At 69.7% G+C, this 13,209-nt stretch carries 12 protein-coding genes; 3 read left to right on the top strand and 9 right to left on the bottom strand.

Translation table 11 applies throughout. The features are described 5' to 3' along the window. Positions 1 to 3: 3 nt before the first annotated feature. Entirely contained in the window at positions 4 to 534 is a 531-nt protein-coding gene (locus HP507_RS01390) for a cation:proton antiporter regulatory subunit (protein WP_175350086.1), read from the bottom strand. A 74-nt stretch (positions 535 to 608) separates the two neighbouring features. On the opposite strand from HP507_RS01390, the gene HP507_RS01385 reads away from it, so the two are divergent. Then, entirely contained in the window at positions 609 to 1,112 is a 504-nt protein-coding gene (locus HP507_RS01385) for a hypothetical protein (RefSeq protein ID WP_175350085.1), read from the top strand. A gap of 57 nt (positions 1,113 to 1,169) precedes the next feature. Here the strand turns inward: HP507_RS01385 and HP507_RS01380 are convergent, their stop codons facing one another. The 7 genes from HP507_RS01380 to HP507_RS01350 all read right to left on the bottom strand — a co-directional run bounded on the left by HP507_RS01380 (position 1,170) and on the right by HP507_RS01350 (position 8,860). Further along, positions 1,170 to 3,062 carry a glycerol-3-phosphate dehydrogenase/oxidase gene (locus tag HP507_RS01380; RefSeq protein WP_217508369.1) on the bottom strand — a complete coding sequence of 631 codons (1,893 nt, stop codon included), beginning with the start codon at positions 3,060 to 3,062 and terminating at the stop codon, positions 1,170 to 1,172. Between the two features lie 65 nt (positions 3,063 to 3,127). Next, positions 3,128 to 4,249, bottom strand: coding sequence for a GuaB3 family IMP dehydrogenase-related protein (locus tag HP507_RS01375; RefSeq protein ID WP_175350084.1), 1,122 nt, complete (start codon positions 4,247 to 4,249; stop codon positions 3,128 to 3,130). A 102-nt stretch (positions 4,250 to 4,351) separates the two neighbouring features. Next, entirely contained in the window at positions 4,352 to 4,537 is a 186-nt protein-coding gene (locus HP507_RS01370) for a hypothetical protein (protein WP_175350083.1), read from the bottom strand. Between the two features lie 183 nt (positions 4,538 to 4,720). Next, on the bottom strand, positions 4,721 to 5,539 hold the full coding sequence (locus HP507_RS01365) for an ABC transporter ATP-binding protein (RefSeq protein WP_254700867.1): 819 nt from the start codon (positions 5,537 to 5,539) through the stop codon (positions 4,721 to 4,723). After that, positions 5,536 to 6,423: an ABC transporter ATP-binding protein gene (locus tag HP507_RS01360; RefSeq protein WP_175350082.1), complete on the bottom strand. Its 888-nt coding sequence runs from the start codon at positions 6,421 to 6,423 to the stop codon at positions 5,536 to 5,538. The genes HP507_RS01365 and HP507_RS01360 overlap by 4 nt, the downstream gene beginning before the upstream one ends. Continuing rightward, positions 6,416 to 7,402, bottom strand: a complete 987-nt coding sequence (locus HP507_RS01355; RefSeq protein WP_175350081.1) for a branched-chain amino acid ABC transporter permease — start codon at positions 7,400 to 7,402, stop codon at positions 6,416 to 6,418. The genes HP507_RS01360 and HP507_RS01355 overlap by 8 nt, the downstream gene beginning before the upstream one ends. Before the next feature lie 12 nt (positions 7,403 to 7,414). Beyond that, the gene (locus HP507_RS01350; RefSeq protein WP_271207383.1) at positions 7,415 to 8,860 is read right to left on the bottom strand and encodes a branched-chain amino acid ABC transporter permease; all 1,446 of its coding nucleotides are present in this window, start codon (positions 8,858 to 8,860) and stop codon (positions 7,415 to 7,417) included. Between the two features lie 278 nt (positions 8,861 to 9,138). Here HP507_RS01350 and guaB point away from each other — a divergent pair, with 278 nt between their 5' ends. Then, a complete protein-coding gene (gene guaB, locus HP507_RS01345) occupies positions 9,139 to 10,641 on the top strand; it encodes an IMP dehydrogenase (protein WP_175350080.1) in 1,503 nt (500 codons plus the stop codon). Positions 10,642 to 10,666: 25 nt separating this feature from the next. Here the strand turns inward: guaB and HP507_RS01340 are convergent, their stop codons facing one another. Continuing rightward, positions 10,667 to 11,467: an SDR family oxidoreductase gene (locus HP507_RS01340; RefSeq protein WP_175350079.1), complete on the bottom strand. Its 801-nt coding sequence runs from the start codon at positions 11,465 to 11,467 to the stop codon at positions 10,667 to 10,669. Positions 11,468 to 11,677: 210 nt separating this feature from the next. Here HP507_RS01340 and HP507_RS01335 point away from each other — a divergent pair, with 210 nt between their 5' ends. Continuing rightward, positions 11,678 to 13,009, top strand: coding sequence for an ABC transporter substrate-binding protein (locus tag HP507_RS01335; RefSeq protein ID WP_175350078.1), 1,332 nt, complete (start codon positions 11,678 to 11,680; stop codon positions 13,007 to 13,009). Positions 13,010 to 13,209 lie beyond the last annotated feature (200 nt).

Raw genomic sequence — 13,209 nt, 5'->3', positions numbered from 1 at the left:
CCGCTAGCTCCCCGGCGGCGCCTCGGCAGCCGCCGCCGCGAGCTGTCCGCTGCGGTAGAAGGAGAACGCCTTGGCGACCTTCTCGGGGGCGCCCGCGACGACGATGGTGTCGCCCGGGAACACGACGAAGTCCGACGACGGAGCCGGGTTGGCGCTGTCGCCGCGCACGACCGCCACGACGGTCAGGCCGATGAAGCCGGAGTCGTGCAGGTCGCCGAGGGGCTTGCCCGCGATGGCGTCGTCGTAGTCGACCGAGAACCAGTCGATGCTGAGGCCCGGGATCTCGTCGAGCTTGTCGAGGCCCTCGGTGATCCGGGTGCCGCCGAGGAGTTCCGCGAGGGTGTGCGCTTCGTCCTCGCTGAGGCGCAGCGAGACCTTGTCGGACTTGTCGGCGCCGTCCGAGATGTCGGCGAAGGAGATGAGGTCGGAGTGACCCGACCGGTGCGTGATGACACCGCACTTGCCACCGTCGTCGGTGTAGAAGCTGTGCAGCACGCCGACTCCGGGGAGTTTGACGCGATGGACGTCGACCATGATGGCTCCCTTTTCGAGTACCCCGATGATAACCACCGGGTGCTCCCGCACATTCCGCCCGCTATGGTCTGCGGATGGGGTGGACACGGATCGTGGTCGCGATGGTCGGCGTACTGGTCGTCACGGCGTACGCGGCGCTGCTCGCCGTGAACGCACTGGTCCTCGATCCGCTCGGCGCGGTGCCGGGCACGTCGCTCGGCGCGATCTACGGGCACCTCGAGCGGCAGGGGTTCGACGTGCGGTCGGACGTCGTGGCGGTGGTCGTCACGGCCGGGATCGGCGTGGCGCTGGCGGTGGCGGTCGCGGTGGTGACGCTGGTCCGGGGCACCGACGTGCACTTCGTCGCGGCGTGGATGCTCGGGATCGTCGCGGCGGGAGCGGTCCAGGTCTTCGGCTCCGGGTTCCAACTCGGGATGGACGTCGCCGACGGCTACGGCGTCGGCGGCGAGGACCACACCATCTGGGCCGGTGTCCTCTACGTCACCAGCGTGATCGCGCTGGTCGCGATCCCGGTCGTGCTCGTGGTCGGCGAGCGCCGGCGGGCGCGCCGCACCGCGTCGGAGACGCTAGCGGTCTGACGGACGGGAGGCGCGCGGCGCCCCCGCGGCGCGCCTCCCGTCCGGCTCTGAGCGGGTCTACTTCGGCTCGCTCGTCTTCTCGCCGATGACCTGCTCGTCCGACGCCTTCGCGCCCTCGGCGCCGGAGCTCCGGCCACCACCGACGACGACGTCGTCCTCGTCGAAACCGAACGCGATGTCCGGCGCCTCGAGTCGCACCCGGTCGGCGGACTCGTCGTCGGGCTGGAGCTGCGACTCCCGCTCGGCGGCGACCCGCTTGAGGTAGTTCGACACCTCGTTCTCGGTGGTCTCCTGGTCCCAGCCGAGCACGTCCGCCATGAGCTTCGCGGCGACCGGCGCTGCGGACTCGCCGCGGTCCCAGGCCTCGATCGAGATGCGGGTGCGACGGGCGAGGACGTCCTCCAGGTGCAGCGCACCCTCGTGCGAGGCGGCGTACACGACCTCGGCACCGATGTAGTCGTCGGCGCCGGGGAGCGGCTCGGCGAGCGACGGGTCCTCCTTCACGAGGCGCAGGACCTCGGTCGCGAGCGTCCCGTACCGGTTGAGGAGGTGCTCGATGCGGACCTTGTGCACCCCGAACGACCGCGCCGTGCGCCCGCGTCGGTTCCAGGCGGCCGGGTACCCCTCGGCACCGAGCAGCGGGATGTCCTCGGTCGTGGAGCCCGGGATCTTCCCGTCCATCGCGGCGACGGCCTCGTCGATGGCGTCCTTGCCCATCACCCGGTAGGTCGTCCACTTCCCACCGGCGACGACCACGAGCCCCGGGACGGTGTGCGCGACGACGTGCTCGCGGCTGAGCTTCGACGTCTGGTCGGACTCCCCCGCGAGCAACGGCCGGAGCCCGGCGTAGACGCCCTCGACGTCCTCGCGGGTGAGTGGCACCGCGAGGACCTTGTTGACGTGCTCGAGGATGTAGTCGATGTCCGCAGCGGTCGCCGCGGGGTGCGCCTTGTCGAGGTACCAGTCGGTGTCCGTCGTGCCGACGAGCCAGTGCCGGCCCCACGGGATCACGAACAGCACGCTCTTCTCGGTGCGGAGGATCATGCCCATGTTCGACTGGAACCGGTCGCGCGGGATGACCAGGTGCACGCCCTTCGACGCCCGCACCTTGAACTGGCCGCGGGTGCCGATCATCGCCTGGGTGTCGTCGGTCCACACGCCCGTCGCGTTGACGACCTGCTTCGCCCTGATGTCGAACTTCTCGCCGGTCTGGATGTCGTGCGCGTGGGCACCGACGACCCGCTCCCCGACCCGGATGAAGCCCTCGATCCGGACCCGGCTGGCGGCGTGCGCCCCGTACGACGCAGCGGTCCGCACGAGCGATGCGACGTAGCGGGCGTCGTCGACCTGGGCGTCGTAGTAGGTCATGCCGCCAACGAACGCGTCCTTCCGGAGCGACGGCATCGACCGCAGGACCTGCGTGCGGCTGAGGTGCCGGTGGTGCGGGACCCCCGGCGGACGCCCGCCCGACCAGCTGAACGCGTCGTACATCGCCATGCCGATGCCGATGTAGAACCGCTCCCACACGCGGTGGTTGAGCGGGTAGAGGAAACGCACCGGCTTCACCAGGTGCGGGGCGATCCGCTGCAGCAGGAGGCCGCGTTCGATGAGGGCCTCGCGGACAAGCCCGAAGTTGAGCTGCTCGAGGTAGCGGATGCCCCCGTGCACGAGCTTCGACGAGCGGCTCGACGTCCCCGAGCCCCAGTCGCGGGCTTCGACGATGCCGACGCTCAGGCCACGGGTGACGGCATCGAGCGCACTGCCCGCACCGACGATCCCGCCGCCGATGACCAGGACGTCGAGCTCCTTCGTCTTCAGGGCCTCGATCGCCGCGAGCCGTTCGTCCGGGCCGAGCTTCGTCGCCGGATCGAACCCCACCCCTGGCGCGGCGTTCTCCGCGCGAGCCGGCCTGGTCGCGCTGGACGTGCTGGTGGTGCTGCTCTTCGCCATCGTCGCCTCCGTGTCACGGTCAGCGCCGAGGCGTCACCCGGAGCGGAACCGCCCGGGTGCCACCGTCACTGCTGGTGGTACGGCGCCACGACCACTTCTACTCGCTGGAACTCCTTGACGTCGGAGTATCCGGTCGTCGCCATCGACCGACGCAGGGCGCCGACGATGTTCGCGCGGCCGTCCCACGTCGGGGTCGGGCCGTTCAGGACGTTCTCGAGCGGGGCGATCGTGCCGACCTCGACCCGGCGGCCGCGCGGCAGTTCCGGGTGGTGGGCCTCGGCGCCCCAGTGGAACCCGCCACCGGGCGCCTCGGTCGCACGGGCCAGCGCGGTGCCGAGCATCACGGCGTCGGCGCCCATCGCGATCGCCTTCACCACGTCGCCGGCGGTGTCGAGTCCGCCGTCGGCGATGACGTGCACGTAGCGGCCGCCCGACTCGTCCATGTAGTCGCGGCGAGCGCCCGCGATGTCCGCCACGGCCGTGGCCATCGGGGCGTGGATGCCGAGCGCGGCACGCGTGGTCGAGGCCGCACCGCCGCCGAAGCCGACGAGCACGCCCGCGGCACCGGTGCGCATGAGGTGCAGCGCCGCCGTGTAGGTGGAGGCACCGCCGACGATCACCGGGACGTCGAGTTCGTAGATGAACTTCTTGAGGTTGAGCGGCTCGGTGTTCTGCGAGACGTGCTCCGCCGAGACCGTGGTGCCGCGGATGACGAACAGGTCGACACCGGCGTCGACCACCGTCTGCGAGAACTCCTGCGTGCGCTGCGGGCTGAGCGACCCGGCGACCGGGACACCGGCCGCGCGGATCTCGGCGAGGCGCGCGGAGATCAGCTCGGCCTTGACCGGCTCGGAGTAGATCTCCTGCATGCGCTTCGTGACGTTGCCGTCGGTGAGCGTCTTGATCTCGTCGTAGTACGGCGTCGGGTCCTCGTACCGGGTCCAGAGCCCTTCGAGGTCGAGCACGCCGAGGATGCCGAGCTTGCCCATCTGGATGACCGTGGCCGGGGAGGCGACGGAGTCCATCGGGGCGGAGAGGATCGGCGACTCGAACGTGAACGCGTCGATCGACCACTGCACGCTCACGTCACGCGGGTCACGCGTCCGCCGCGAGGGGACCACCGCGATGTCGTCGAACGCGTACGCCCGACGTCCGCGCTTGCCAGCACCGATCTCGACTTCACTCACCCGGCAAGCCTACCGGTCGCGTCGTCCGCGTGACCCGGGCGGTCGGTGCAGCAGCGGCGCGCGAGCGGGATCGCACGGTGGGTGCGCCGGCGGTGAGTGTCGTCAGCGAGTCCGTCGCCCGCGGCGGTTGCGGAGCGTGCGCAGGACGAGGCCGAGCAGGAGCGCCAGCACGATCAGGACGCCGAGGAGCGCGGCGGCGACCTTCACGAGCAGGGCTGCCCCGACGAAGAGCGCGGCGAAGACCAGCCAGACGAGGGCGTCGAGCACGAGGGGGCCGGGAGTCCGCACCCGGGGAACGATACCGACCCGGCGGGGGTGCGCCGCGCCTCCAGGCCGTCGATCCTGCGCGACGGGAGCCGATCCCGCGCCCGCACGCAGTGGGAGAAGGGCCGTGCGGCGCATCAGCGACTTCGCACGACCCCTCTCGGTGCGGATACCGCCCCCACAGCGGCACCCGCGTGCCGACGGGCGCTACCGCGCCGCGTCGACGTCCTTGGCGAGCGTCCCCAGGTACAGCTCGATGACCTTCGGGTCGTCGGCGAGCTCCTTCCCGGTGCCCGAGTACGCGTTCCTCCCCTGGTCGAGCACGTACCCACGATCGCAGATCTGCAGACAGCGTCGCGCGTTCTGCTCCACCATGACGATCGACACACCGGCCTTGTTGATCCGGCGTGTGCGGATGAACGTCTCGTCCTGCCGCACCGGCGACAGTCCTGCGGAGGGCTCGTCGAGCAGCAGCACCTTCGGGTCCATCATCAGCGCCCGGGCCATCGCGACGGACTGCCGTTCGCCGCCGGACAGTGAACCGGCGCGCTGGTTGCGGCGCTGCCCGAGGACGGGGAACAGGTCGTAGATGACCTCGAGCCGCTCGGCGAACTTCCGTGGCCGCAGGTACAGGCCCATCTGCAGGTTCTCCTCGATCGAGAGCGAGGGGAACACGTTGTTCGTCTGCGGGACGAAGCCGACGCCGGCCTGGACGAGCTTGTTCGCCCTGAGGTTGGTGATGTCGTCGCCCTGCAGGGTCACCGAGCCCTCGCGGATGGACACGAGGCCGAACAGGGCCTTGAGGAGCGTCGACTTCCCGGCGCCGTTCGGGCCGATGATGCCGATGAGCTCGCCCGGGTAGCAGTCGAGGTCGCAGCCGTTGAGGATGTTCACCCCCGGCAGGTAGCCGGCGACGAGGTTCTTCGCGCTGAGCACCGGCTCTCGTTCCAGCGTGGTCGCGCCCGCCTGCGGCGCTTCCGGCCTGGAGGCGCGGCTCGGGCTCACGGGGTCGCTTGCGTCGGTCATCGGGTCGCCTCCTGCTCGTCTTCTTCCGCTACTTCCTCGGCCAGGTCCTCGTAGGTCTCCTCGGTGAGGAGCGAGTCGTCGCCGAGGTCGGTGTCGTGGTGGGCCCCGAGGTAGGCGTCGATGACCGCGCGGTCGTCCATCACGGTGTCGGCGGGTCCCTCTGCCACGACCTTGCCCTCGGCCATCACGACCACCCAGTCCGAGATGTGCCGGACCATGTGCATGTCGTGCTCGACGAACAGCACGGTCATGCCGTCGTCGCGGAGGGACTGGATGTGCCCGAGCAGCGACTGCGTCAGCGCCGGGTTCACGCCGGCCATCGGCTCGTCGAGCATGATCATCGTCGGGTCGGACATGAGCGCCCGGGCCATCTCGAGGAGCTTGCGCTGCCCGCCGCTCAGGGATCCCGCGTAGTCGTCCGCCTTCGTGTCGAGCTTGAAGCGGGCGAGGAGTTCCTCGGCCTTCGCCGTGATCTCCCGCTCGCGCTTCGCCCACACCGGCTTGACCAGGGCGGCGAAGAAGTTCTCGCCCGGCTGGTCGCGGGCGCCGAGCAGCATGTTCTGCATCACCGTCAGCCGGCCGAGCGCCTTGGTGAGCTGGAACGTACGGACCATGCCCTTGTTCGCGATGTGCGTCGCGCTCGTCTTCTGCAGTCGGGCGCCGTCGAACGTCGTCGACGCCCCGGGGCTCGGCTTGTCGAACCCGGTGAGCAGGTTGAAGAAGGTCGTCTTGCCCGCGCCGTTCGGCCCGATGAGGGCGGTGATCGAGCCGCGCTGGACCTCGAGGTGGTCCACGTCGACCGCGGTCATGCCGCCGAACCGGCGGGTGACGTCGTCGACGACCAGGATCGGGTCGGACTTCGTGTGGGCGTACGTCTCAGACACTGAACGTCAGCTCCTTCTTGTTGCCGAGCAGGCCCTGCGGGCGGAACACGATGAGGAGCATGAGGGCGACGCCGACGAGCACGTACGAGAACTGCTCCGCCTGCTGCGCGTTCATGATCGAGTTCGGGATGAAGTCGCCCGCGAGCGTGCGGATCGCGAGGCGGACGACGAAGAACAGCACGGAGCCGAGTACCGGGCCGAAGACCGTCGCCGCACCGCCGAGGATGAGCGCCGTCCAGATGAAGAACGTCATCGAACGGCCCATCGCGTCCGGTTGGACCGAGCTCGGCAGGACGTAGACGATGCCGGCCAGGGCTCCGAGCGCGCCGCCGAAGACGAGCGCCTGCATCTTGTACGAGTAGACGTTCTTGCCGAGGGACCGGACGGCGTCCTCGTCCTCGCGGATGGCCTTCACGACACGACCCCACGGGCTCCGCATGAGCAGGAAGAGCACGAGGGTGAACAGGGCGACGAGGCCCCAGGCGACGATGCGGATCCACCAGCCGTTGACGCCGTTGTTCGAGTACGTGAACCACAGGATCGTGGTCGTGCCGTCGGGCAGCGGGCTGAGGGCGTTGAACGGGTCGCGGTAGCTCGAGCCGGTGATGCCGTTCGAGCCGCCGGTCGTCGTGGTGAGCAGGCTCGAGCGTCCCACCATGCGGATGATCTCGGCGCCGGAGATCGTCACGATCGCCAGGTAGTCGCCGCGGAGCCGCAGGGTCGGGATGCCGAGGATGATCGCGAACACGATGGCCACGAGGAGCGCCACGAGCACCGCCATCACGAACGGCAGGCCGTGGGTGATCGAGATGGCGAAGCCGTACGCGCCGAGCAGCAGGAACGCCGCCTGGCCCATGTTGACGAGTCCGGTGAGTCCGAAGTGGACGTTGAGGCCGATCGCGGCGAGCGCGAACGCGGCCGTGGTCGGGGCGAGCGCCTCCTGGCTGAGCGAGGAGAGCAGGTTGAGGATGTAGTCCATGGCGGCGTTCCCTTAGCCGATCCGCTCGGCACGACCGAAGATGCCCTGCGGCCGGAACAGCAGGATGAGGATGAGGATCACGAGCGCGGTGGCGTACTTGAAGTCACCGGGCAGGACGAGGTTCGTGAGCTCCACGACGATGCCGATGATCATCGAGCCGACGAGTGCCCCGTAGGCGGTGCCGAGCCCGCCGAGGGTGACCGAGGCGAACATGAGCAGCAGCAGCTGGAGCCCGGTCTGCCAGTTCACGCCGTTCAGCACGAGGCCGAGCATCACCCCGGACAGCCCCGCGAGGCCGGCGGCGAGCGTCCACACGAACCGGATCACCCGGTCGACGTCGATGCCGGAGGCGCTGGCGAGGGCCGGGTTGTCCGACACCGCCCGGGTGGCCCGACCGAACCGGGTCTTCGCGAGGAACAGCCCGGTGGCGACGAGCACGACGAGTGCGATCGCCATCGCCACGTAGGACTGCACCGTCAGCGTGACCCCGGCGAAGGCGATCGTCTCCGGGTTGCCCTGCTGGATGCGGACGGTCGAGGCGCCGAAGAAGTACTGGAACGCGTACTGGGCGGCGATCGACAGACCGATCGTCACGATCATGAGCTGCGTCAGGCTGATGCGCTTGCGCCGCAGGGGACGCCAGATCGCGGCGTCCTGCAGGTACCCCGTCGCCGCGCACAGGAGCGTGACGACGACGCCGGTCAGCCAGATGTTCCACCCGAGCTGGTTCGCGAAGAGGTAGGCGAGGAGACCGCCGAGGGTCACCTGCTCGCCGTGCGAGAAGCTCGACAGGCCGGTCGTGCCGTAGATGAGCGAGAGGCCCACCGATGCGAGCGCGATGAGGAGCCCGAGCCGGATGCCGGACGCGAACTGCTGCCAGGCCCGCTGGGGCGTCACACTCGTCGCGTCGTCGGTGGTCGTCACGCCCCGCTGGTCGGACAGCTGGAAGATCTGCCCGACGTTCTGGTTGAGGTTCGCGGTGACCTTCCGCTTCGCGTCTGCCGCGTTCGTCAGGTACTGGCCCTTCGGCAGCGTGCTCTGGTCGACGCTCACGGTGTAGCTGCCCGCCTGGGTCACGCTCACCGACCAGCGACCGGTGTCGGCCGTGGTCGCGGTCCGCGAGAACCCGTCCGGGCCGGTGACGTCGACGTCGACGCCCTCGACCGGTTCGCGGTCGGAGTCGGTGATGGTGCCCTGGATGCAGCCGTTGGTCGGACTGACGGTGCAGGGCTGGGTGCTGGCGGGTGCCGTGTCGGCGGGTGCGCTGCTCGCGGATGCCGAGGCACTCGCGGTCGGGGCCGGGGTGGCGCCGACCGCCGGCAGCGTCACCGCCCAGTCGATCAGGAAGGTCGCCAGGAACGCGGCGACGAGGACGGCCAGGATGACCGCTCGCCGGCGCCCCCGGCGGAGGCGGAACCCGCGCAGCAGCACAGGTCCCGGAGGAGTGATGGATCCCACGGAAGAGCCTCTCGTTCGGATGACGAGGACGCTAGGGGGATTGTGTGACACCCGTGTTTCCATCACGTTCCCTGTGTGATTCGTGCCGCAACCGTGACGTTGTGGAGGAAGACCCACAGGAAGCCGACCGGCGGTGCCGCACCGCGCCTCCTGGCTGGTCCACGAGTGCCCGCCCGACGGAATGCGGACGGGCGCGTGCGCGTTACCATGGTCTATCCGGAACCCGCCGCAGCGTTCCCGGTGTCTCGACCACTTCACCTCGCCCACGAAGGGGACCCATGGACCAGCCGGATCCGTTCGGATTCATCGGACTCACGTACGACGACGTCATGCTCCTGCCGGGGTACACCGACGTCATCCCGAGCGAGGCGTCCACCGCCTCCCGGCTCACCAAGCGCATCACGGTCAACGTGCCGCTGCTCTCCGCCGCGATGGACACCGTGACGGAGTCCCGGATGGCGATCGCCATGGCCCGTCAGGGCGGCATCGGCATCCTGCACCGGAACATGTCGATTGCCGACCAGGCCGCCGCGGTCGACAAGGTCAAGCGGTCCGAGTCGGGCATGATCACGAACCCCGTCACCACGACTCCGGATGCGACCGTGGCCGAGGTCGACGCGCTCTGCGGACAGTTCCGCGTCTCCGGCCTGCCCGTGGTCGAGGGCGACGGCACCCTCGTCGGCATCATCACGAACCGCGACATGCGCTTCGTGGCACCGTTCGAGCACCAGACGACCCTCGTCCGCGACGTCATGACGAAGGCGCCGCTCATCACGGCTCCGGTCGGCATCGACCCGGACGACGCCGTCGCCATCTTCGCCGAGCACAAGATCGAGAAGCTCCCCCTGGTGGACGAGTCCGGCCGACTCAAGGGCCTGATCACCGTCAAGGACTTCGACAAGAGCGAGAAGTACCCGGACGCCACCAAGGACGACGCCGGTCGTCTGCGTGTGGGTGCCGCGATCGGCTTCTTCGGCGACGCCTGGCAGCGCGCGACCGCCCTGCTCGAGGCCGGCGTGGACGTCCTCGTCGTCGACACCGCCAACGGCCACAGCGCGGGCGTGCTCGACATGGTCCGACGACTCAAGGCAGACCCGGCGTTCGCCGGCGTGGACGTCATCGGCGGTCAGGCCGCCACGCGCGAGGGCGCCCAGGCGCTCATCGACGCGGGCGTCGACGCCGTCAAGGTGGGTGTCGGACCGGGGTCGATCTGCACCACCCGCGTCGTCGCCGGCGTCGGTGTGCCGCAGGTCACCGCGGTGTACGAGGCGTCGCTCGCCGCTCGCGAAGCAGGTGTCCCGGTCATCGCCGACGGCGGTCTGCAGTACTCCGGCGACATCGCGAAGGCCCTCGTGGCCGGCGCCGACACCGTCATGCTCGGCTCCCTGCTCGCGGGCACCGACGAGTCCCCCGGGGACCTCGTGTTCGTGAACGGCAAGCAGTTCAAGGCCTACCGCGGGATGGGCTCCCTCGGGGCGCTGCAGACCCGTGGCAAGAAGACCTCGTACTCGAAGGACCGCTACTTCCAGGCCGACGTCCCCTCGGACGACAAGCTCGTGCCCGAGGGCATCGAGGGCCAGGTGCCGTACCGCGGCTCCGTGTCGAACGTCGTCTACCAGCTCGTCGGCGGCCTACGGCAGTCGATGTTCTACGTGGGCGGACGGACGATCCCGGAGCTCAAGGCCCGCGGCAAGTTCGTCCGGATCACGCCGGCGGGACTCAAGGAGTCGCACCCGCACGACGTCCAGATGGTCGTCGAGGCGCCGAACTACAGCCGCTGATCCCGGCCCCGCCCCCCGGGGCGCGCTAGGCGGAACGCCAGTCGTTCGACGTGATGTGGCTGCCGCCGTGCGGCCCCATCTGCAGCATGCCTCCATCGACCGGCAGCGACACCCCGGTGATGTAGGACGACGCTCGCGACGCCAGGAACGCCACCGCGGCGGCGATCTCCCACGCGTTCCCGGGCCGACCGAGCGGGACCCCGGGTCGGTCGATCGTCTGCGGGTCCTCGTCCTCGGCTCCGGTCATCCGGGTCGCGATCTCCCCCGGGGCGACGGCGTTGGCGGTGATGCCGTACTGCGCGAGTTCGATCGCGACGGTCTTCAGCAGGCCGCCGAGTCCGTGCTTCGCGGCGTCGTAGGCACTGGACCCGTAGCGCGGCTGGTGTTCGTGCACACTCGTGATCCCGATGATCCGCCCGCCGTTCCCCGCGGCGACCATGTGCTTCGCCGCCGCCTGGATGGTGACGAACGCACCGTCGAGGTCGGTGGACACCGTGTGTCGCCACTGGTCGAGGGTCATCTCGAGGAACGGTGCGTTGTCGCCCGTCCCGGCGTCGGCGACGATGACGTCGACGCCGCCGAGCTGCTCCACGAGCCGGTCGATGACCGCGCCCGCGGTCGCCAGGTCGGAGACGTCGATCTGCTCGACGTACGCTTGCCGACCGAGCTCGCGGACCTCGGCGGCGGTCGCTTCGGCGCGCTCCGGCTCGGACAGGTAGGTGATGCCGATGTCCATGCCGGCGCTGGCGAGCGCGACGGCCGTGGCGCGGCCGATCCCGGATTCAGAGCCGGTGATGATTGCCCTGGTGGGCTGGAAGTCACTCATGCGGGGGAACGTACGCCGCGCCTCCAGGACGGCCTACCGGACCATCCGTCGGGCGCGAGACGTCCCGACGGTCCCGAGACGCGGCAGCGTCACGGCTGGGTAACGAAACACTTTGCGTACCGCCCCGTCACGCGGCTGAAACACCGGGACCCTACGTTCTCTCACATCCCCAGCGGAACCGAGGTTCCGCGCAGAGAAAGGGCTCCACGGATGATCAGAACCACCCGTGCCACCACGGCACTGGCAGTGGCGGGAGCGGCAGCGCTCCTGCTCGCCGCCTGTTCCACCACCGGCAGCGCCTCCCAGACCTCGTCCGCGTCGAGCGGGGCGAAGAAGGACCCCGCGGCCAGCTGCAAGGCCCCCGACACCCCCAGCACCGACGCGCTGAAGATCGGCACGATCCTCCCGCTCACCGGTTCGCTCGCGTACCTCAACCCGCCCGCCGAGTCCGGGGTGGGCCTCGCGGTGCAGGACATCAACGCCGCCGGTGGTGTGCTCGACAAGGACGTCTCGATCGACCCCGCCACCGACTCCGGCGACAGCAACGACATGACCGTCTCGAGTTCGGCGGCGACGAAGCTCGTGAACGCGAAGGTGCCGGTCGCGATCGGCGCCGAGTCCTCCAGCGTCACGCTCAACGTCATCGACCAGCTCACGAGCAACTGCATCGTGGAGATCTCCCCCGCGAACACCGCGTCCGACCTGTCCGGCTACTCGTCGTACTACTACCGGACCGCTCCGCCGGACTCGGTGCAGGGTTCCGCGCTCGGCCAGCTCGTCACGGGCGACGGCAACGCCAAGGTCGCGTTCCTCGTCTTCAACGACACGTACGGCACCGGCCTGCGCAACACGGTCCAGAAGGCGATCGAGGACTCCGGTGGATCCGTCGTGTACGGCGGCAAGGGCAAGGGCCAGGAGTTCCCGCCCGGCCAGACGACGTTCTCGTCCGAGGTCACCGCGGCGCTCGCCACGAAGCCCGACGCGATCGTGATCCTGGCGTTCGACGAGACGAAGTCGATCATCCCGGAGCTGAAGTCGCAGAACGCGGACATGTCGAAGATCTACATGTCGGACGGCAACACGGCCGACTACTCGAAGGACTTCGACAAGGGCACCCTCACCGGTGCTCAGGGCACCATCCCCGGCGCCTCGCCGAAGGCCGAGTTCAAGCAGCAGCTCGCGGCCTACTACAAGAAGTCGTCGGGCAAGGACCTCGCCGACTACTCGTACGCGGCGGAGTCGTACGACGCCACCGTCCTCGCAGCCCTCGCCGCCGTGAAGGGCAAGGGCACGGACTCGGGCACCATCCAGGCCAACATGGCCGCGGTGTCCGGAGCCGACGGGGGCACCGAGTGCTCGACGTTCAAGGACTGCAAGGCCCTGCTCGGCAAGGGTGAGGACATCCACTACACGGGACCCTCGGGCATCGGTCCGTTCGACGATGGCAACGACCCGTCGAGCGCCTACATCGGCATCTACAAGTTCGACGGCGACAACAAGCCCGTCTACCAGAGCGCCATCCAGGGCTCGGTCAAGAAGTAGGTCCAACGCGCGAAAGCGACAGTCCCCCGCGGGAACATCCGCGGGGGACTGTCGCTTTCGCGGGACAACTTCACGGGACAACTTCGCGGGACAAGCCGGGCGCTGCCGGGATGGAGCGGCGAGCGAGCGAGCGGGCGGGCGCGCGGGCGCGCGGGCGCGCGGGTCAGCGGTCGCGGGGCGGGCCTGGAGGCGCGGTGCGG

The organism is Curtobacterium pusillum, assembly GCF_013359865.1.
Classification (GTDB): domain Bacteria; phylum Actinomycetota; class Actinomycetes; order Actinomycetales; family Microbacteriaceae; genus Curtobacterium; species Curtobacterium pusillum.
This window is presented reverse-complemented; position numbering and strand designations above follow the sequence as displayed.